This window comes from Acidisoma sp., from assembly GCF_035492295.1.
Lineage (GTDB): Bacteria > Pseudomonadota > Alphaproteobacteria > Acetobacterales > Acetobacteraceae > Acidisoma.
The window spans coordinates 1-18,701 of sequence record NZ_DATJJK010000136.1 but is presented as its reverse complement, the minus strand read 5'-3'; the positions used below and the strand labels follow the sequence as shown (position 1 = coordinate 18,701).

19 protein-coding genes are annotated in these 18,701 nt (G+C 65.0%); 13 read left to right on the top strand and 6 right to left on the bottom strand.

From position 1 onward, the window contains the following. The first annotated feature begins 167 nt into the window (after positions 1-167). Positions 168-1,385, top strand: coding sequence for a GGDEF domain-containing protein (locus VL752_RS09625; RefSeq protein WP_325354548.1), 1,218 nt, complete (start codon positions 168-170; stop codon positions 1,383-1,385). 109 nt (positions 1,386-1,494) lie between these two features. Continuing rightward, the gene (locus VL752_RS09620) at positions 1,495-2,715 is read left to right on the top strand and encodes an acyltransferase family protein (protein WP_325354546.1); all 1,221 of its coding nucleotides are present in this window, start codon (positions 1,495-1,497) and stop codon (positions 2,713-2,715) included. A gap of 15 nt (positions 2,716-2,730) precedes the next feature. Here VL752_RS09620 and VL752_RS09615 read toward each other — a convergent pair whose 3' ends face one another. From VL752_RS09615 to VL752_RS09605, 3 genes are read right to left on the bottom strand one after another with little or no spacing between them, the layout of a single operon-like run. Continuing rightward, positions 2,731-3,258: a DUF3833 family protein gene (locus VL752_RS09615; protein WP_325354545.1), complete on the bottom strand. Its 528-nt coding sequence runs from the start codon at positions 3,256-3,258 to the stop codon at positions 2,731-2,733. A 39-nt stretch (positions 3,259-3,297) separates the two neighbouring features. Beyond that, complete coding sequence (locus VL752_RS09610; RefSeq protein ID WP_325354544.1) at positions 3,298-4,248, bottom strand: tyrosine recombinase; 951 nt, start codon at positions 4,246-4,248, stop codon at positions 3,298-3,300. 1 nt (position 4,249) lies between these two features. Then, a complete protein-coding gene (locus tag VL752_RS09605; protein ID WP_325354543.1) occupies positions 4,250-4,951 on the bottom strand; it encodes a helix-turn-helix transcriptional regulator in 702 nt (233 codons plus the stop codon). Positions 4,952-5,059: 108 nt separating this feature from the next. Between VL752_RS09605 and VL752_RS09600 the strand changes: the two genes are divergently transcribed. Then, a complete protein-coding gene (locus VL752_RS09600) occupies positions 5,060-5,941 on the top strand; it encodes a DMT family transporter (protein WP_325354541.1) in 882 nt (293 codons plus the stop codon). A 32-nt stretch (positions 5,942-5,973) separates the two neighbouring features. Here VL752_RS09600 and VL752_RS09595 read toward each other — a convergent pair whose 3' ends face one another. Beyond that, positions 5,974-6,117: a hypothetical protein gene (locus VL752_RS09595; protein ID WP_325354539.1), complete on the bottom strand. Its 144-nt coding sequence runs from the start codon at positions 6,115-6,117 to the stop codon at positions 5,974-5,976. A gap of 48 nt (positions 6,118-6,165) precedes the next feature. On the opposite strand from VL752_RS09595, the gene aroB reads away from it, so the two are divergent. The 6 genes from aroB (at position 6,166) to VL752_RS09565 (ending at position 12,812) form a co-directional block, all read left to right on the top strand. Continuing rightward, entirely contained in the window at positions 6,166-7,848 is a 1,683-nt protein-coding gene (gene aroB / locus VL752_RS09590; RefSeq protein WP_325354571.1) for a 3-dehydroquinate synthase, read from the top strand. Between the two features lie 119 nt (positions 7,849-7,967). Beyond that, positions 7,968-9,005: an ABC transporter ATP-binding protein gene (locus VL752_RS09585; RefSeq protein ID WP_325354537.1), complete on the top strand. Its 1,038-nt coding sequence runs from the start codon at positions 7,968-7,970 to the stop codon at positions 9,003-9,005. Positions 9,006-9,033: 28 nt separating this feature from the next. Further along, positions 9,034-10,314, top strand: a complete 1,281-nt coding sequence (locus VL752_RS09580) for an ABC transporter substrate-binding protein (protein ID WP_325354535.1) — start codon at positions 9,034-9,036, stop codon at positions 10,312-10,314. An 11-nt stretch (positions 10,315-10,325) separates the two neighbouring features. Beyond that, positions 10,326-11,240 carry an ABC transporter permease gene (locus tag VL752_RS09575; protein ID WP_325354533.1) on the top strand — a complete coding sequence of 305 codons (915 nt, stop codon included), beginning with the start codon at positions 10,326-10,328 and terminating at the stop codon, positions 11,238-11,240. Between the two features lie 3 nt (positions 11,241-11,243). Continuing rightward, on the top strand, positions 11,244-12,065 hold the full coding sequence (locus tag VL752_RS09570; protein WP_325354531.1) for an ABC transporter permease: 822 nt from the start codon (positions 11,244-11,246) through the stop codon (positions 12,063-12,065). A gap of 15 nt (positions 12,066-12,080) precedes the next feature. Continuing rightward, on the top strand, positions 12,081-12,812 hold the full coding sequence (locus tag VL752_RS09565) for an aspartate/glutamate racemase family protein (protein ID WP_325354528.1): 732 nt from the start codon (positions 12,081-12,083) through the stop codon (positions 12,810-12,812). 9 nt (positions 12,813-12,821) lie between these two features. On the opposite strand, the gene VL752_RS09560 is transcribed toward VL752_RS09565, so the two are convergent. After that, positions 12,822-14,246, bottom strand: a complete 1,425-nt coding sequence (locus VL752_RS09560) for a hypothetical protein (protein ID WP_325354526.1) — start codon at positions 14,244-14,246, stop codon at positions 12,822-12,824. A gap of 192 nt (positions 14,247-14,438) precedes the next feature. On the opposite strand from VL752_RS09560, the gene dgoD reads away from it, so the two are divergent. Next, the gene (gene dgoD, locus VL752_RS09555; RefSeq protein WP_349255517.1) at positions 14,439-15,581 is read left to right on the top strand and encodes a galactonate dehydratase; all 1,143 of its coding nucleotides are present in this window, start codon (positions 14,439-14,441) and stop codon (positions 15,579-15,581) included. Between the two features lie 6 nt (positions 15,582-15,587). Here the strand turns inward: dgoD and VL752_RS09550 are convergent, their stop codons facing one another. Continuing rightward, positions 15,588-16,175 carry a tyrosine phosphatase family protein gene (locus VL752_RS09550; RefSeq protein ID WP_325354522.1) on the bottom strand — a complete coding sequence of 196 codons (588 nt, stop codon included), beginning with the start codon at positions 16,173-16,175 and terminating at the stop codon, positions 15,588-15,590. 127 nt (positions 16,176-16,302) lie between these two features. On the opposite strand from VL752_RS09550, the gene VL752_RS09545 reads away from it, so the two are divergent. The 3 genes from VL752_RS09545 to VL752_RS09535 are packed head-to-tail and all read left to right on the top strand — an operon-like array spanning position 16,303 to position 18,536. Beyond that, entirely contained in the window at positions 16,303-16,863 is a 561-nt protein-coding gene (locus VL752_RS09545) for a GNAT family N-acetyltransferase (protein WP_325354520.1), read from the top strand. Between the two features lie 40 nt (positions 16,864-16,903). Continuing rightward, positions 16,904-17,782 (top strand): tetratricopeptide repeat protein, encoded by an 879-nt coding sequence (locus tag VL752_RS09540; RefSeq protein WP_325354518.1) that lies wholly within the window; start codon positions 16,904-16,906, stop codon positions 17,780-17,782. A gap of 55 nt (positions 17,783-17,837) precedes the next feature. Next, positions 17,838-18,536 (top strand): trypsin-like serine peptidase, encoded by a 699-nt coding sequence (locus VL752_RS09535; RefSeq protein WP_325354516.1) that lies wholly within the window; start codon positions 17,838-17,840, stop codon positions 18,534-18,536. Positions 18,537-18,701 lie beyond the last annotated feature (165 nt).

Here is an 18,701-nt window from a genome sequence, read left to right as displayed (position 1 = left end):
AGACCCCCCGGGCGTTATTGGCGTTGCTGGCTGCCAGCGCCGCCGCCCGGCCTGCGGGCTTATACCCCGCGCGAAAGGCTGGTTTGCCCGAACATGCGGAAATGTTTACGCTAATTTGAAATATTGGGCCGCAGAGAATCATCCTCGCATCGTAAAGAGCGCGAAGCATGATGAACGCGGTCAAACCACCGCCCATGATCGACGAGTCATTGCGGCCGCTCGCGGAGCGAGAACTACGGCGGGTACGATTGGGCCTGAGTTTTCCGGGTCCCCTGGAAAGCCGCTACCGGCAGGATACGACGGCCCTGAGCGCGGCCGACATGCGCACCTTCGCGCTGCTGACCCTGCCTCTCTATCTGATCTCTATCGTCATCGCCGCGCTCACGTTTCGCGGCCTGCATAGCATCGGCGACATCGCCAAGCACAGTGCCACGGTGATAGCCGTGACCTTGCTCGTCCTCCCTTATCTCCGCAGCAAAGTCAGTTTCCGGCGACGCATGGCGGCCTTCTTCGTGCTCTGCGCGGCCTTCGCCCTGCTGCCCATTCTCTTCACAGGGACCGAGCCTCATGAGCCGCCGATCGAGGAACTGATCGTCTGCGCATTGCCGATCAGCTATCTGCTGCTGTTCAGCCGGTTGGCGCTCCCGCTTGGCGCCCTGCTCGCGTGCCTTGCCATTGCGGGCTATGGCGCGGTGGTCCTGTACCTCGTTCCGTCGCTGACATCCGCCGTCAAGGCCGATCTCATCGGTCTTGTCGCGTTGCAGGCGGTGCCCGCTCTCGTCGCGCTGCGTTTCCTGGAGCGGGGAACCCGCCGGCTCTATCTCCATAGCCTGCTGGAACGGATGAACTACGAAAGCGCGGTGGCCTCCAACATCGTCCTGAAGAACCTCTCCTATACCGACCCGCTTACCGGTGTCGCCAATCGGCGACGGATGGAAGCGGAACTCGCCCGCATCTGCGACCAGGACGATGCCGGCGCCAGCTTCCTCATGCTCGATATCGACTGGTTCAAGAGCTTCAACGACCATTACGGTCATCCCGTGGGTGACCGGGCGCTGCAGGAAGTCGCCAATTGCCTTTCCACCGCCCTGCGCGACGGCGATCTGCTTGGCCGCATGGGGGGCGAGGAATTCGGCGTCCTGCTTCCCGGCATCGTCATGCAAGAAGGGGTGATGGTCGCGGAACGGCTACGTGCCGCAGTCGCTGGATTTCCCTTCATGGTGGGCACCAAGATCGTCCCCATCACTGTCAGCGTCGGCCTCTCCTCGATCGTGCCCCATGACGACCCCGCACGGGTTGTGGAAGCCGCGGACAAGGCTCTGTATCGCGCGAAACAGGCCGGGCGGAATCGGGTCGGCGGACCCTGGCTAAAGCAGACGCCATGACCACGCTCTCCTAAAATTGAAGGCTGGATCTCGATCGTTTCAGGAACTGACGAACCTTTCGCCATCTTAAAACCACAGCCGTCGAACCCTAATCTGCTCCATGGATCAGATGGTTGATACGACAGGAAGAAACGCGATCCGCGAGGATCGCATCACCACCGCGGGAAAGGACGAGATCGATGCGTTGACCGGCATACGGGGTGTCGCCGCGGTCATCGTAATCGCCTACCACACCTATCCGGCGCGCGATTTCCCGCTTGGGCTCAGCCATCTTGTGGCGCGCGGCTATCTGGCGGTCGACGTCTTCTTCGTCTTGAGCGGCTTCGTGATGGCGCTGAACTACGGAAAGATGTTTCGCGAGCGTGTGCGCCTGCCCTCCGTGGTGACCTTCCTGCTTCGGCGCGTGGCGCGTCTCTACCCGCTCTACATCACTTTTTTTGCCCTGCGTCTGCTCTATTCCCTGGCCGTCTATGACAGCGTGCAGGTGGACCGCGCCTGGTTCGCGCTCAACCTGCCCCACCCGGTGCGCGACGTGATCGCCAATATCTTCATGATTCAGTCCTGGGGTGTCGCGAAGGCGGCGACCTCTCCGACCTGGTCGATCAGTACCGAATGGGGCGCCTATTTTTTCTTTCCATTCATCGTTGCTCTGATTCTATTCCGGCGACCACTCTACGCTTTCCTCGCCCTGGCCGGCGCCGTGGGCCTCGTGCTGCTGGCGAGCTGTCTCACCTCCTTCGACGGCATGCACCACAATGGCGCGCTGGACGCCTATGACGGCCGCACCCTGATCCCCCTGTTGCGTTGCCTGGGCGGCTTCGCGATCGGCCTGCTGACCTACCGGCTTTACACCTGGGAGCCGGCGCGGCGCTTGGCGGGAGCCGGGCTCGGCTGGGCGTCCCTCGCCTGGATCGCGGTCGCCCTTGTGCTGCATCTGCCCGACCAGGCGATCTATCCCGCCTTCCCGGCGCTGGTCCTGGCGCTCGCCTGCGACCGCGGGCTCCTGGCACGCATCTTCTCCTGGAAGCCGATTTTCGAGCTCGGTGTGCTGAGCTACACGATCTACGTCATCCACAATGTCTGGATCGGCCTCGTCCATTGGCAGATCGGACATCTGCCAAGCACGATGCCGACGCTCGTGGCGCAGACCATGTCGGCGGTCTTTCTGATCGTGAGCCTCCTGGTCGTGGGCTATGGGCTGCACCGTTGGGTGGAGGTTCCGGGCCGCCGCATCGTGCGCCGGGCGGGGGACCGCGCGGCCCAATGGCTGCGCCCGCGCGTCCTCAGGGTCTCGTCCGTTCAGATTGAGGAGGCCAAGCGATCCTTCTGAGCCGCGAGCCACGCTTTAATCATGGATGAAGGTCGCCTCGATCTCGCCAAATTCAAATCCGAGCTTTGTGCCCCAGGCCCGGTTCATCATGATTTTTGGCGCCACCATCCACTGCCAGTCATCGAAGGTCAGCGTATGGTCGGAACCGCTGCTTTTGAGATTGAAGACGTAGTGCATGCGATAGGCATTGCCGGACGTGCGGCCGCGCGTCTCGCCGACGACATCGGGCGTATGGCCGATCCAGATACCGTCTGCATCGCGCGTAAACGTCCAATCCCGCTCCTGGGTCTTGCCGTCTGAGAACAGGTAGTGTTCGTGGAGGCGAAGCGTCTTGCCGTCCCAGGTGCCGTTTTCATCAGCGGTGAACTGCTTCACGACATTGCCCTGGCGGTCGAAGAAGAAGCCGTAGCCGCGAGAGTGGCCGTTGTAGAAATCCTCGACCTTGAAAACAGGCACACGGTCTGAGAAGGCTGTTACCGGCTGGCGCGCACAGGCCGCGAGGGCCGCGAGCACGCCGAGAGAGGCAATGGCGCGCATGCGCATGAGGGAAGCTCCCGACTTTCTGTCGCTGGTTTCCCCCTCTTAACGGTCCTCCGTCCCTGCTGGATGCGGCGGAGCGTCGCCACTCTCGAGATAGGCAAGCGCCAACGGATGGCGTTCCTCGACCAGCTTCTGCAATCGCTCCGACAGCAGATGGGTATAGACCTGCGTGGTCGCGATATCGGCATGTCCCAGAAGCATCTGCAAACTGCGGAGATCGGCGCCGCGGCCAAGCAGATGCGAGGCGAAGGAATGCCGGAGGACATGCGGTGAGACGCGTCCAGGATCGATCCCAGCGCGTATGGCAATGTCCTTGAGGGCGAGAAAGAAAGCCTGGCGCGTCAGCGCACGGCGCGGATCGCGCCCGGGAAAGAGCCAGCGCCCGGCGGGCTTGCCGCCGGTCTTGCCCCTATGGGCCGCGCGCAGCGCCAGCGCTGCCTCCCGCGCGGCCGAGGAGAGCGGCACCAGACGGTCCTTTCCCCCCTTGCCTCGCACCATCAGCATTTCGGCATCCGGGGTTAGCGCCGCCTCGGGCAGAGCCAGAAGCTCCGAAATACGCAGCCCGCTCGCATAAAGGATTTCGAGCCCCGCGCGCATGGCGAGGGCCGACGAACCGCGGCCCTCGGCTGCCGTGCGCAGCAAGGTATCGACTTCCAGCTCGGTCAAATTCTTCGGCAAGGCGGGCGCGGCGCGCGGCGACCCCAGGAGGCGGGCGGGATCGTCTGCCCGCCTGCCCTCGCGCAGCAGGAAACGGAAGAAGCCGCGCACACTGGCGAGGCGCCGCGCCTGGGTACGAGGCGAAAGCCCCTGATCGGCAAGGGCCAGGATCCAGGCGCGCAAATCAGCCTGGCCGCAGCCGAGCGCGCTTTCCCCCCGCGCGCGCAGAAACCCCGCCAGATCGTCAAGATCAGCGCGATAGGCGGCCAGCGTATTGCGCGCCGCCCCGCGCTCGGCCGCCATCATTTCGAGGAAGGACTCGACGTGCCGCTCCATCTCAGGGGCGGCTCCCGGCCGCATAGCGGTCCTGGATTGCCCGCCAGCCGGCGAGCAGGCCGGGCTGCGAGGCGGGATAGGAATCGTCGAGGATGGTGAGGCCGCGGATACGGTCTGCGCGGAAATGCCGGTAGTCCTGGCGCAGTTCGCACCAGGTGCCGAGCAGGGTCGACTCCGCGAAATAGGCGATGGCAAGCGGCCAGACGGTGCGCTGGGTCCTTTGCCCGTCGAGGGCCGCATAATCGAGAACGATCTTGCGGGCGCCGCGAATGGCCTGCCGCACCTCGCCCATGCAGACGACGGGGGCGACCGAGGCACCCTGGCCCCAGACGAAGAAGGGGGTTTCCAGGGCGGCGACCGCCGGCCGGCAGGGCACGACCGCCGCGATCTTGGCGCGCACGGCGCAGGCCGCCTCCTGCAAGCCGCGATCGCCGGTACGGCGGACGAGATCAAGGGCGACGGCGATGGTCTGGAATTCCTCGGCCGTGAACATCAGCGGCGGCAGGTCATAGCCCGCCCCCAGCACATAGCCGAAGCCGCTTGCGCCATCGACGGGCACGCCGCTCGCCTGCAAGGCGGCGATATCGCGGTAGATGGTCCGGGCCGAGACTTCCAGACGCGCGCCGATCGCCGCGGCCGTGAGTGGGCCGGCGCTACCCCGGAGGAGCTGGATAATGTCGAACAACCGGTCTCCCCGCCGCATGGCGCCCCTCCGTTTTCGGCCGCTGGTCGCCCAGGGCGGATGCTGACACAACGCTGTCACGGTGGCCCCCCTATAACCCAGCCAACCTTGGAACACGGATATCGCATCATGGCGCGGTGGTTGGGACTCTTTCTGCTCGCGGGCTCGGCGGTCGCCTACAGCCTGGCTGGATTCTTCACCCGGCTCATTCCGCTCGATGCCGTCACCCTGCTGTTCTGGCGCGGCCTCTTCGCGGGCCTGTTCATCCTGCTCGTGGTGTGGCTGCGCTACCGCCGGCAGGCCTGGCCGATGATCCGCGCCATTGGCTGGCCCGGTTTCGGCATCGCCGTCATGGGCAGCCTGTCCTCCTACATCTATCTCTCCTCCCTGCGGCTGACGACGGTGGCGGACGTCGCGGTGATCTATGCGACACTGCCCTTCGTGACGGCGGCGCTTGCCTGGGTCGCCCTGCGCGAACGAGAGGGATGGCGGGTTTTGGTCGGCAGCCTCGCGGCCCTCACCGGCATCGCTCTCATGGCTGGGGGCGCCTTCCGGTCCGGCCATCTGCTGGGGGACACGCTAGCCTTCGCGATGACGCTGACCTATGCCGCGATGATCGTTCTGATCCGCCGGGGCCGCCACGTCTCCATGATGCCGGCGGTCGGCATCCAGTGCCTGGTGAGCGCGCTCGCGGCGGCGCCCTTCGCCCGGCTCGGGCCGGTCGAAAGCCTGCCGCTGCTGCAACTTTTGCTTTTCGGGATTTGCCAGCTTGGCCTTGGGCTCATGCTCCTGAGCCTGGGTATGCGGCGCGTGCCGGCAACGCAGGCCGCCCTGATCAGCCTGCTCGACACGCCGCTCGCCCCGCTCTGGGTCTGGCTTGCCTTCGGCGAGACGCCGCCGGTCGCGACACTGGTGGGGGGCACCGTCATCATGGCCGCGGTCTGCTGGACCATCATTGGCAGCCCGCGCCCATCCGTTCTGCCGGCAGCCGCCGAGGCCGGCGACGCCTGACGCCGGGGATGAGCCGCGCGACCGTCCGGCCCTTAACCCTTGTCAGCCACGCTGTTTGGCAGGATTTCATGCACCTGATGCTGGTGCAGGGGCAGCGGAAACATGCCGAGCGCCACGAAACCGCCGCCGATGACGACCAACAGGAACAGAATGAGAATCAACAAGAAGCTGCGCATTGGCTGGGCCTGCCCGAGAAAGATGCGGCTGTGCTAACCTCTGACTTGATGACACGCAACAGCCCAGAGGCCGCGGAGACGCCGGCCCTTCCCCTGCACCTTGCCGACCGCAGCATCGTCCTCGTCGGCATCATGGGCGCGGGCAAGACCGCCGTGGGCAAACGGCTGGCGGGAAACCTGGGCCTGCCCTTCGTCGACACCGATCACGAAGTAGAGGCCGCAGCCGGGTTTTCGGTGAGCGAGATCTTCGAACGCTTTGGCGAAGCCGCCTTCCGGGACGTGGAGCGCCGGGTCATCCGCCGCCTGCTGGACGGGCCCCGAGTCGTGCTGGCGACCGGCGGCGGCGCTTTCATGGATGCCGAGACCCGGGGCGTGATTCGCGGCCGGGGCCTGTCCATCTGGATCCGCGCGCCCCTGGCGTTGCTGCTCAAACGCGTCGCGGGGCGTACCCACCGGCCGCTGCTGATGAGCGGCGATCCGGGCACCATCCTGCAAGGGCTCATGAAGCTCCGCCATCCCATCTATGCCGAGGCCGATATCGTGATCGATTCCCGTGACGAATCCGTGGACAGCATGGCGAGCCGCTTGGCCGAGACGGTCGCGTCGCACGAGCCGCCGCTGCGTGTGCCCGTCGCCCTCGCGGCCGGCGGATATGACGTGGTGATTGGCGCCGGCCTGCTGGCGCGTGCCGGTGCCCTGCTCGCCCCGGTACTTCCCCAGCGCCGCGCCGTCGTCGTGACCGACCGGGCCGTCGCTGGCTTGCATCTCCCGGCGCTTCTTGCCGGCCTAGAGACCGCCGGCTTCGCGACCACGCAAATCGTGGTGGAACCCGGGGAAGGCTCCAAATCTGTCGAGACCTGGTCCAGCGTCGTGGATCAGCTGCTGGATCAGGGCGTGGAGCGACGCACGGCCGTCATCGCCCTCGGCGGCGGCGTGGTGGGCGATCTCACCGGATTCGCGGCGGCCGCGACCATGCGCGGCCTGCCCTTCGTGCAGGTGCCGACGACGCTGCTCGCCCAGGTCGATTCGAGCGTCGGCGGCAAGACCGGCATCAACACCCGCCAGGGGAAGAACCTGATCGGCGCCTTCTATCAGCCGCGCATCGTGCTGGCCGATACCGATACGCTGGCGACCCTGCCGCCGCGCGAACTGCGCGCGGGCTATGCCGAAATCGTCAAGACCGGCCTGATCGGGGACGCAGCCTTCTACGACTGGTGCGAGCAAAACGGCGCCGGCGTCGTCAGCGGCGACCGTGCCCTCCAGGCCCGGGCCGTGCAGACCGCCTGCGCCTTCAAGGCGGCGGTGGTGGGCGATGACGAGCGCGAGGAGAAGCCCAATGACGGCCGGGCGCTGCTCAACCTTGGCCACACCTTCGCCCATGCGCTGGAGGCCGAGGTCGGCTACGGCCAGGGCCTGCTGCATGGCGAGGCGGTGGCGGTAGGCCTTGGCCTCGCCTTTGGCCTGTCGGCCAAGCTCGGCCATTGCGCCCCCGACCTGCGGGCGCGGGTGGAGGCGCATCTGGCGAGCGTCGGCCTGCCCTCTGAGCTTTCCATGCTCAACCGCCGCTTCTCGGCCGCCGCCTTGGTCGGGCACATGCGGAAGGACAAGAAGATGCGCGACGGCGCGCTGCATTTCGTGCTCGTGCGCGGCATCGGCCAAGCCTTCACCAGCCGCGATGTGCCGAACGACGCGGTGACGGAGCTTCTGCGCGAGGCAGGCTGCGACGCCTAAGGTTTGAACCGCTCATAAACTGTACACAGTTTCCCGGATTCTAGGCAGGCTGGGCCGCTTTCGCGAGCGGCCCCGGCTTTTGATGCCTCTTTCATGCTTGGCATGACCTTTGCGTGAGGATGAGTGCGGCGCGTCTCCTGCGCGCCCAAACCATCGCGGGGCCTGCCATCGTGACACTCCTTCTCGACGTCGAGCTGATCTCGGTCACCAAACGCTATGGCGCGACCACGGCCGTCGAGGACATTTCGCTGCGCATCACCAAGGGCACCTATTGCTGCCTGCTCGGCCCTTCCGGCTGCGGCAAGACCAGCACGCTGCGCATGATCGCCGGGCACGAGGATATCAGCGAGGGCGACATCATCATCGCCGGCCAGAATGTGAGCGGCCTGCCGCCAGTGAAACGCGGCACGGCCATGATGTTCCAGAACTACGCCCTGTTTCCCCATCTCAATTGCCTGGACAACGTGGCCTTCGGCCTCAAGATGCGCGGCGTCGCCAAAACGGAGCGGCGGGCGGAAGCCGCTAAGCTTTTGGACATGGTGCAGATGGGCAAATATGCCCACCGCCTGCCCGCGCAACTTTCCGGCGGGCAGCAGCAGCGCGTGGCGCTGGCCCGCGCACTGATCACCCGGCCGAAAGTGCTGCTGCTGGACGAACCACTCTCGGCCCTCGATCCCTTCCTGCGCGGCGCGATGCGCGAGGAGTTGAAACGGCTGCAGCGGGAGCTCGGCATCAGCTTCATTCACGTGACGCACAGCCAGGAAGAAGCGCTGGCGCTGGCCGATCTCGTCGTCATCATGGATCACGGCGTCATCGTGCAGGCGGGCGCCCCGCGCGATGTCTTCAACGCACCCGCCACCGCCTTCATCGCCCGCTTCATGGGCGGGCACAATGTCATCGCTCAGGGTAACACGACGGTCGCCGTACGGGCGGACCGTTGCCGAATCATCCCAGGGCTCGGCACGGAGGGCGTGAGCGGTCCGGTCTCCTCCATCGAATATCTCGGTGCCCAGGTGAAGGTGGGCATAGCCAGCTCCGGTGACGGCGAAGTCGTGGCCCTGGTGCCGGACGACCAGTATTTCGCGTCTCCTCTCGAGACGGGCATGAATGTCCGGCTCGTCTGGGACGCAAGCGATGCCCATCCCGTTTCAGTCTGATCAACACGCCATCAGAGGAATCTTTGACATGACCAAGAAGAGCATCGATCGCCGCGGCCTGCTGAAGGGCGTGGCCGGAGTGACGGGCGCCGCCATCGGCTCCGGCGCCATCACTGGCTTCCCGACCATCTGGGCGCAGAACATCAAGAACATCACGCTGCGCCAGTTCGGCACGGGCGTTTCGAACCTCAACGACATCGCCGCCCGTTGCAAGGCCGATACCGGCATCACCATTTCGATGACGGCAATGGATACGGACGCCGCCGCGATCCGCGCCATCACCCAGCCCAACAGCTATGACGTGGCGGATATCGAATACTTCACGGTCAAGAAGGTCTTCCCGACCGGCCGGCTGCAGCCGCTCGATGTCAAGAAGATCAAGTATTACGACGAGATCGTGCCCCTGTTCAAAAGCGGCAAAGTGACGCCGACGGCGACGGTCGGCCAGGGTACCGCGCCGTGCCGCGTGAGCTACGTCGAAGGACCGGAGTCGAAGAAGTTCGCGCCCACGCCGACCGAGTGGATGACGCTGATCCCGACCATCTACAATGCCGACACGCTCGGCATCCGCCCCGATCTGGTCGGCAAGCCGATCACCCATTGGAAGGAGCTGGTCGACCCCGCCTTCAAGGGCAAGGCCGCGATCATCAATATCCCCGGCATCGGCATCATGGACGCCGCGATGACGATCGAAAGCCTCGGCCTGTGGAAATATGGAGACAAGGGCAACATGACGAAGCCGGAGATCGACAAGACCATCAAGTTCCTCATCGAGCAGAAAAAAGCCGGCCAGTTCCGCGCTTTCTGGAAAAGCTTCGAGGAGAGCGTCGACCTCATGGCCTCGGGCGAAGTCGTCATCCAGTCCATGTGGTCCCCAGCGGTGACAGCCGTGCGCTCCAAAGGCATCCCCTGCGTCTTCCAGCCGCTGGAAGAGGGCTATCGCGGCTGGGGCGGCGGTCTTGGCATCGCCAAGCATCTGACCGGACTGGAGCGTGATGCAGCCTACGAATACATCAACTGGTATCTGTCCGGCTGGACCGGCGCCTACCTCAACCGGCAGGGCTATTACTCCGCGGTGCTGACCACGGCGCAGAAGTATATGTCGGCCAACGAGTGGGGCTACTGGATGGAAGGCAAGGCCGCGACCGCGCCGATCATGAGCCCGCAGGGTCAGCAGATTGCCAAGACCGGCGACAAGCGGGACGGCGGCTCCTACTACGACCGCATCGGCCACATCGCCTGCTGGAACTCCGTCATGGATAACGACCGCTACCTGATCCAGAAGTGGAACGAGTTCTCGGTAGCTTGAGCGCAGGGGGCGTGAGCACGACGATCAAGAGCGCGGCGGCCAAGCCCGCGGCGCGTGGCGTGAGCAAAGCAGGGGCCGGCGGCGCGTCCGCCGGCCCCTGGCTGTTGGCCACTCCTCTCACGCTGGTGCTCGGGATTTTCCTCGTCATCCCGATCCTGATGCTCGTGGTCGTGAGCTTCCTGGACTACGATTCGGTACAGATCTTGTGGAGTTTTGTCCTCACCAACTACGGCGAGGCGCTGAGTTCCTCCGTCACCTGGCAGACCTTTGCCGTCACCATCAAATACGCTGCCATCACCTGGGCGATCACGCTCTTCCTGGGCTTCTGGCTATCGTACTTCCTCGCCTTCGAGGTGCGCGGCTCGGCCTGGCAGATGGGATTGTTCCTCGTCTGCTCGGTGCCCTTCCTGACATCGAACATCATCCGCACCATTTCCTGGATTCCGGCATTGGGGCGCAACGGCATCGTCAACAGCCTGCTGTTGCACTTCCATCTGATCCACCAGCCGCTGACCTTCCTGCTCTACAGCCAGTTCGCCATCATCCTGGCCTTCGTGCATCTCAACACGCTCTTCATGGTAACGCCGATCTTCAATTCCATGATGCGCATCGACCGCACGCTGATCGAGGCGGCGCGGGACAATGGCGCGGGCTTCTGGCAGATCATTTGGAACGTCATCCTGCCGCTATCCAAAACCGGCATCGGCATCGGCACGATCTTCGTCATCACCTTGGTGATGGGCGATTTCGTGAGCGTCAGCATCATGGGTGGCGGGCAGAGCGCCTCGGTCGGCATCATGATCCAGAATGAGATGTCCCAGCTGCAATATCCGGCGGCCGCGGCCAATGCCGTCATCCTGCTCGCCATCGTGCTGATCATGGTCTTCCTGATCCTGCGCGTGGTCGATATCCGCAAGGAGTTGTGAGCGATGAACCGGGAGCGGCGCGGAAAATCCTTTTATATCCTGGCGGCCCTTTTCGCGTCCTTCGTGTTGTTCTTGTACGGACCGATCGTGACGATCGTCATCCTCTCCTTCCAGGGCAAGGGTGGTGGCCTGACCTTCCCCATGCGCGGCTTCTCCTTCCACTGGTTTCACGCCCTGTTCCAGCAGCAGATGGTGGGAGATTTCGGCGGCTCCATCACGCGCTCCCTCACCCTCGCCTTCATGGTGATGGTGGCAAACGTAGTGATTTCGGTCGCCGGGGGCATGGCCTTCCGCCGCCGCTTCACCGGCTCGACGGTGCTGTTCTATCTGGTGATCGCGAGCCTCATCGTGCCCTCGATCCTGGTCAGTCTCGGCATCGGGCTGCTGTTCAGCCAGCTCGGGCTCAACCCCGCCTGGTACAGTTCGGCCTTCGGCGCGCAGCTGACCTGGACCATTCCCTTCGGCCTGCTCATCATGTTTGCAGTCTTCAACCGCTTTAATAAAAGTTGGGAGGAGGCCGCGCGGGATCTCGGCGCCAGCCCCTGGGCGAGTTTCACCAATATCGTGCTGCCGATCATCCTGCCCGGTGTCATCGGCATCGCGCTCTTCGGTTTCTCGCTCTCCTATGACGAGTTTCCGCGCACCATGATGACGGCGGGCGACGCGAACACCCTGCCGCTCGAAATTTTCGCGATGACCGCGAATGTCACGACGCCGGTGATCTATGCTCTCGGTACGCTGACGACGGCCTTTTCTGCCCTCGTCATCATCGTCGCCATGACGACCATGGCGGTGATCCGCCGCAGGCGTGCGGCCAAGTTCTGAACGAGAAACGCGGCCATGCACCTCCTCGTCGTCAATCCCAATACCACCGCCTCCATGACCGAGAAGATCGGTGCCGCCGCCCGTTCGGTGGCCGCCGCCGGCACCGAGATCGAGGCCGTGAATCCCGCCATGGGGCCCGTCAGCATCGAGGGTTTTTATGACGAGGCCTTTTGCGTTCCTGGCCTCATCACCGAGATTCTGGCTGGAGAGAAGCGCGGAGCACAGGCGGTCGTGGTCGCCTGTTTCGACGATCCGGGCATCGACGCGGCACGCGCTGCGGCGCGCATTCCGGTCATCGGCATCTGCGAAGCGGCGATGCGCATGGCCGGCTTCCTCGGTCACCGTTTCACTATCGTCACCACCCTGCCGGTCTCCCTCCCGGCCATGGAGGGGCTCATCCAGCGCTATGGCATGCAAGGGCGCGGCCGGGCGCGCGCGGCCGGGGTGCCGGTGCTGGCGCTGGAGGACCGGGCAAGCGGCGCGGTGGAGAAGGTGCGCGAGGAAATCCGCCGCGCCATCGCCGAGGACGGCGCCGACTGCATCCTGCTCGGCTGCGCCGGCATGGCCGACCTTGCCCGCGACCTGACAGCGGAGTTGGGCCTGCCGGTGATCGACGGCGTTGCTGCGGCGGTGAAGCTGGCCGAGGGGTTAGTTGGGCTCGGCCTCTGTACCTCGAAGGTCGGCGGCTACGCGCGGCCGGGGGCGAAAGCCTATAGCGGGATGCTGGCGGGATTCGCGCCCGGCTGAGGGAAGCGGCTACTTCTTCGTAAGGGTCATGAAGAACATCGGCCGGGTCTGGAACTGCATCACCGTGCCCGACGGGGATTGCGCGAAAATCCTCGCCTTGGCCTGGAAATCCGTCGGCGGCAGGGGCGCGAGTGCCCAGTCTCCGGCAACCGCGAAGATCAGGCTGCAGGCGAGGAGCACGCTGCCCACCGCCCGCAGCGGCGGGGCGGGATCCAGGGTGAGGCTGACAAGAATTGCCAGCCAGGCGAGAATCGGATGGAAGCTGTAGCGGTCGGCGACGGCCGGAGCGAGTTCCTGCCATAGCGGCAACGCGTTGATGGGCAAGCCTTCGATGAGGGTCGCCAGGAACTCCAGCAGCACGAAGAGCAGGAAGCAGCGCAGCACCCAGCGCCCGCGCCAGGCGGCGATCCCGGTGAGAAGGGCCGCCCCCATCACCAGCAGGGTCGAGACGACGAGCGCGGCGCCACTAGGGCCGAAAAGCCAACTGCCATGGCCATCCAACCAGCCGTTCCGCCGCATCGCCTGCCAGCCGAGCGTGGCAGGGCCCAGAATCGTGTTGAGCAGGATCGTGTCGAAGCTACGGAGGGAGATGCCCAGGCCGGGACCGTGGCTGCTGGTGCGCGACGCCTGATGCAGCAGGATGAGGCTCCCCTGAACGCCCGCGGCGCCGAACACAAGCAAAAGGCGCCAAAAGGCCCAGCGCCCCCGCTGCACGACCCACCAGAGCAGCGCGACGGGGGCGAGGAAGACGGAGAAGGGTCCGCTCAAGCCGCCGATGACGAGCACGACAGTGTCGAAACCCCGCCCCATCCAGCCCGCGGGGGCGGCGGCGGTGACGACCAGGAAACAGAGCAGGGCCAGTTGCCACTGAGCGTTGGTGACATTGACATAAACCTCGCTCATCCCCGGCGCGGAGAGGAGCAGCACAGCCAGGAGCAGCCGGACCGACAGGCGTGGGATAGCCTCGGCCATCCGCCAGGAGGCAAGGAAGATGGCGGGTGCGGCCTGCGCGGCGAGGGCGATGAGAGCGAAGAGCTTGGGTGCATGCAGCAGCGGGAAGGGCTGCGCCACGAGGGCGGAGAGCATCGAGATCGTCTGCAGATAGCCGGTGTGGTCGATCAGCAGGCAGCGCCAGCCATGCACGTAGCATTGCGGGTACCAGACCCATCCGTCCTCCCCCCAGAAACTCGGCAAGGAGAGGATCGAGGGGCAGCGCTGCCACAGCAGGAGGGCAAAGAGGAGTGCCGCCACGGCGAGGAGAAGGGCCCGGTTCGCCGCGATCCGGGCGAGGAAGCGCGCAGCCGGGCGGAGTTGCCGGGCTGTTCGCAGATCACAGGCCACGCTCAGGCCAAGGCGGCGCCCGCCGAAGCCGCGCGACAGACGGAGAACCGCGTTCTCCTCCCCATATCCTCGGTCCAGCGTCTTCGCTTCCATCGCAAAAGCCTAACGTAAAAAAAGCCCAATGTGCAAAGGGCATGCCGTAGCCAGGAACAAGTCGCAATCCCCCGATCGGCCAAGTTGCGTTATGCGGGGCGCTCGGCCCCGCTATCCCGCGTCCCCCTGGCCCGCAGAGCGGCACTCGACTAGTAATGGTCGGAACATTTAAGGGGAGCGACCATGACGCCCATGACCATCGAGCGGATCGAAACCTTCGCCGTGCCGCCACGCTGGCTCTTCGTGCGGGTGGAGACGAAGGAAGGTGCCGTCGGTTGGGGCGAGGCCAGTCTTGAAGGCCATGGCGAGGCGGTGGAAGGCGCCTTCGTCTCGCTGCGCGAACGCTTTATCGGACATGACGCCGCCGAGATCGAGGAAATCTGGCAGATCGGCTATCGTGGCGGCTTCTATCGCGGCGGCCCGGTGCTGATGAGCGCGCTGTCGGGGCTCGATCAAGCGCTATGGGATCTCAAGGGCCGCGCTCTTGGGGTGCCGGTGTGGCAGTTGCTCGGCGGCCGCGTGCGCGACCAGGTGGAATGTTACGCCTGGATCGGCGGCGACCGGCCGGACGAGGTCGGCGAAGCAGCCCTTGCCCGGAAGGCCCAGGGTTTCCGCGCGGTCAAGATGAACGCGACCTCCGAACTCAACTGGCTTTCTTCCCCCCGTGATCTGGACGGGGTTGTCGCGCGCGCGGCAGCGGTGAAGGCGAAAGGACTGGACATTGGTATCGACTTCCATGGCCGCGTGCACAAGCCAATGGCCCGGCGCCTGGCCAAGCGCCTCGCCGAGATCGAGCCGCTTTTCATCGAGGAGCCGCTGCTGTCGGAAAACATCGAAGGTCTGGAGCAGCTCTCCAGGATGACGACGATTCCGATCGCCCTCGGCGAGCGGCTCTATACCCGCTGGGATTTCAAACCCTTCCTGGAGCGCGGCATTGTCGACATCATCCAGCCCGACCTCGCGCACGCGGGGGGCATTTCCGAGGTGCGCCGAATCGCTGCCATGGCCGAAGCCTATGACGTGGCGCTGGCACCACATTGCCCGCTCGGGCCGATCGCCTTCGCCTCCTGCCTGCAGATTGCGAGCACGACGCCGAATTTCGTGATCGAGGAGATGTCGCTCGGCATCCATTACAATACCGGTGGCCACGACCTCATGACCTATCTGGCGGACAAGTCGGTCTTCGCGCTGACGGACGGCTTCGTGCAGGTGCCGCCGGGCCCGGGCCTCGGGATCGACCTGGACGAGACGCTGATCCGGGAGCTGGCGCGCGACTTCAAGGGTTGGCGCAACCCAATCTTCCGCACAAAGGACGGCAATTTCGCCGAATGGTAGGGCGCGTCAGAGGCGGAGCGGGGGGCTGACACGGCCGCCCGCCACCTCCCGCCCACGCCCCTCGCCGAGCATGAAATCCGCGATCTGCGGACGGCGTTCGAGCTGTAGGCGATAGAGGCCGAAGGCCGCTTCGACGAGGCTGCCGCCACGGCCGAGCCGGGCATCGCCCATCTCCAGCAAACGCAGATTCGGCCATGCCTTCTCGCGGATACCGTAGACCGTGCCGATGATCTCGGCCGCTGACACGTGCGGCATGGCCTGGGCGAGGATGAGCACCATGGAGGCGGTGGAGCGTGAGACGCCGGCGTGGCAATGCACGAGGAGCATCGCCGCGGCCTCGGCCTGCAACAGGCGGCCGAAGGAGAGCACGGCATCCACATCGGCCGGACTCGGCAGGATCATGCCGGGCATGGGGTCGATGATGTCGTGGAAGCGGCGCTCGAGCCGGGCATGCTCGCCATATTGGCCGAAGGCTTCGGGCACCGGATAGTCGGGATCGAGGATGGAGAGCACATGAGTCGCGCCCAGCGCCGCGTGGCCGCCCAGTTCCTCGATGCCGCAGACGGTGATGCCGAAGGGGGGATGGCTTGCCATGCGATGCTCCTAGGTCCTCTGAAGGCTTCGCAGCATGCGGCGGAAGCGGTGCCGGCGCCAGGGCCCGCCTCATCACGCGGCCGAGACGACCATTGATCCTGCGGTGGGTTCCGGGGGAGAAGGCGCGATGAGCGCCTCTCTCACCCCCGGCATCCCCGAACTCCTGACCCCGCGGCTGAGGCTGCGGGGCTGGCGGGAGGATGACCGCGCACCCTTTGCCGCCCAGAATGCGGATGCCGAGACCATGCGCTATCTCGGCGGCCCGATGACGCGGGAGGCGAGCGACGCCTATCTCGACCGCACGCTCCGCCACTGGGCGGAGGATCGCTGCGGCAAATGGGCGGTGGAACTGACGGAGAGCGGCGCGTTCGTCGGCGCTCTGGGCCTGCAGCGGATGCGCTTCGAAGCCCCCTTCCCTTGCGCCGCCGGCATTGAGATCGCTTGGCGCATGGGCCGCGCCCACTGGGGACGAGGATACGCGACGGAGGCCGCGCGCGCGGCGGTCGCTTTCGGCTTCGGGACGCTCGGTATTTTGGACATCCTGGCCTTCACTGTACCCGCAAACCGGGCATCGCGCGCGGTGATGGAAAGGCTCGGCATGCATCTGGACGGGGAATTCGATCACCCGCTTTTGCCCGAGGACAGCCCGCTCCGGCGCCATGTCCTCTATCGCCTGGCGCAGGGATAGGTAAAGTTCAGGTTGTTCACCCGATATCCGGAGCCTGCTGATGGTCTCGATCACCAATCCTCCCGAGCGCATCAAATTGCAGAAAGCCGTGGAGCGCGCTTTCGAGAAAGAAAATTGGATCATCAGCAAACGGAGAGCCGAGCACCATGATTTTCTCGTCGAGAAGGGTAGCTTAAACTTCCTTGTCAAATGCATGGATGAAACACGCATAATCTACGACAGCTCGACGAAAATTGTAACAACTCTCGAAGGTTACGCGCGAGAGCATCGCCACCTCCGTAATCGACAACTCATTGTCGTCTTCGATAGAAATTTTCTGGGCATCCCGTTGGAAAGCTTAATCGAACGAGAGATTTTTGCGCTCACTTTTGATGAGATTCCACTCGTCACGGGCCTTGCGGGGATAAGCCACAACGTTCCTGAGGGTCTTTTGCCTCGTCAGACTTACCTTATCGAGCACTGTCTGCAGCAATGCATCTTCATTTCTGGTCTGCATTGGAAAGCAAAGAACACGCCGGAATCGATTGCCTGGGGACGGCGCGCAATGGACTTGAGTGTCGGCTACACCAACGCTCTTCCTCATCTATTCAACCTTCTAAAGGCAGCAAGGGAATATGAGGAGGCAGAGCACATCGGCCAACGGATTATGCAGTTTCGCCCCGATGACCCGAAAAGCATCCAGGGCATGGCGGACCTCGCGCGGCGACGCGGCGACGCGGCGGAGGCCCAACGCTGGGAAAAGCGTCTGACCGAACAGCGAACCGCCCCGCGCACGTTGGAGGATATTCTGTCAAAGCAGCGTCAGCAGGCTCAACAGCCAAATCCAGAGGCCAAGGCAGAGGTTCCTGCCGAAAATGCGCTGCCCCAATCAAGGCTTGGCCGGCTTTTCACCGGTCTTCGCCGAACCGCCAGCAGTTAGGACGAATCCGACATGATGGGGTGAGTTGCGACCAAGCCTGAGGTAGAAGGCGCGGATGCCCAGCCGCTTCCAGCCGCTCCTGCTTCTGATGGCCACAGTCGCACTCCTGTTACCGAGGAGCGTGCATGCGACGCCGGACGTGGCGCCCGAGTTCGCCGCCACACCCTGGCGGGCGCTCGGCCGGGTACAGACCGAACTCGGCACCCGCTGCACCGGCTTCCTGATCGCCCCTGCCCTGGTCATGACCGCCGCGCATTGCCTCTACCGCCCGGTCACCGGCCATTATGTCCAACCGAACTCGGTGCATTTCCTGCTGCGCTATGACCACGGCCGCTTCGCGGGCCATGCCACAGCGATTACCTTCGTGATCTCCCCGGGCTACGACCCGACAGAGGAACTCTCCTCCCTCGGCCTCGACCGCGCCTTTCTCACCCTCGATCACGCCGTCGGAACGGAGGCGGATACCGTGCGCTTCGCGCCCACCCTGCCGCCGCGCGGCGCCACCATCGCGACCGGCGGCTATAATCGCGACCACGACGAGGTCCTCGAAATCGGCACCTGCCACCTGCTCGGCTACCGGGCGGATCTCGGTGGACACCGCCTCATCCAGGATGACTGCCCGGGCGAGCCCGGCAGCAGCGGGGCGGCGCTTTTCGCGCAACAGCCGGACGGCAGCTGGGCGGTGATCGGCATGGCGGTGGCGCGGACCGGACGGAACGGCCGCCACGGCCTCGCGGAACCGCTCGCCCCCTAGCCTCGCCATTTGGGGCCGTCGTCTTCGTTCAAATCGCGGGGCCCCTGCGTTCTGGCCTCCCTGCCCTGCCGAAGCGCACCAATTCTCCATCCTGCGCATAGAACTGATCGAGCCCATGGAACGCTTCTCCGGCCTCTCTCTGCTCCGTCACGCCTTAGGCGGCCA

Bases quoted from the DNA above. Each gene is read 5' to 3' on its own strand.
- VL752_RS09625 (WP_325354548.1), top strand. From the start codon at position 168: ATGATGAACGCGGTCAAACCACCGCCCATGATCGACGAGTCATTGCGG.
- VL752_RS09620 (WP_325354546.1), top strand. From the start codon at position 1,495: ATGGTTGATACGACAGGAAGAAACGCGATCCGCGAGGATCGCATCACC.
- VL752_RS09615 (WP_325354545.1), bottom strand. From the start codon at position 3,258: ATGCGCATGCGCGCCATTGCCTCTCTCGGCGTGCTCGCGGCCCTCGCG.
- VL752_RS09610 (WP_325354544.1), bottom strand. From the start codon at position 4,248: ATGGAGCGGCACGTCGAGTCCTTCCTCGAAATGATGGCGGCCGAGCGC.
- VL752_RS09605 (WP_325354543.1), bottom strand. From the start codon at position 4,951: ATGCGGCGGGGAGACCGGTTGTTCGACATTATCCAGCTCCTCCGGGGT.
- VL752_RS09600 (WP_325354541.1), top strand. From the start codon at position 5,060: ATGGCGCGGTGGTTGGGACTCTTTCTGCTCGCGGGCTCGGCGGTCGCC.
- VL752_RS09595 (WP_325354539.1), bottom strand. From the start codon at position 6,117: ATGCGCAGCTTCTTGTTGATTCTCATTCTGTTCCTGTTGGTCGTCATC.
- aroB (WP_325354571.1), top strand. From the start codon at position 6,166: ATGACACGCAACAGCCCAGAGGCCGCGGAGACGCCGGCCCTTCCCCTG.
- VL752_RS09585 (WP_325354537.1), top strand. From the start codon at position 7,968: ATGAGTGCGGCGCGTCTCCTGCGCGCCCAAACCATCGCGGGGCCTGCC.
- VL752_RS09580 (WP_325354535.1), top strand. From the start codon at position 9,034: ATGACCAAGAAGAGCATCGATCGCCGCGGCCTGCTGAAGGGCGTGGCC.
- VL752_RS09570 (WP_325354531.1), top strand. From the start codon at position 11,244: ATGAACCGGGAGCGGCGCGGAAAATCCTTTTATATCCTGGCGGCCCTT.
- VL752_RS09565 (WP_325354528.1), top strand. From the start codon at position 12,081: ATGCACCTCCTCGTCGTCAATCCCAATACCACCGCCTCCATGACCGAG.
- VL752_RS09560 (WP_325354526.1), bottom strand. From the start codon at position 14,246: ATGGAAGCGAAGACGCTGGACCGAGGATATGGGGAGGAGAACGCGGTT.
- dgoD (WP_349255517.1), top strand. From the start codon at position 14,439: ATGACCATCGAGCGGATCGAAACCTTCGCCGTGCCGCCACGCTGGCTC.
- VL752_RS09550 (WP_325354522.1), bottom strand. From the start codon at position 16,175: ATGGCAAGCCATCCCCCCTTCGGCATCACCGTCTGCGGCATCGAGGAA.
- VL752_RS09545 (WP_325354520.1), top strand. From the start codon at position 16,303: ATGAGCGCCTCTCTCACCCCCGGCATCCCCGAACTCCTGACCCCGCGG.
- VL752_RS09540 (WP_325354518.1), top strand. From the start codon at position 16,904: ATGGTCTCGATCACCAATCCTCCCGAGCGCATCAAATTGCAGAAAGCC.
- VL752_RS09535 (WP_325354516.1), top strand. From the start codon at position 17,838: ATGCCCAGCCGCTTCCAGCCGCTCCTGCTTCTGATGGCCACAGTCGCA.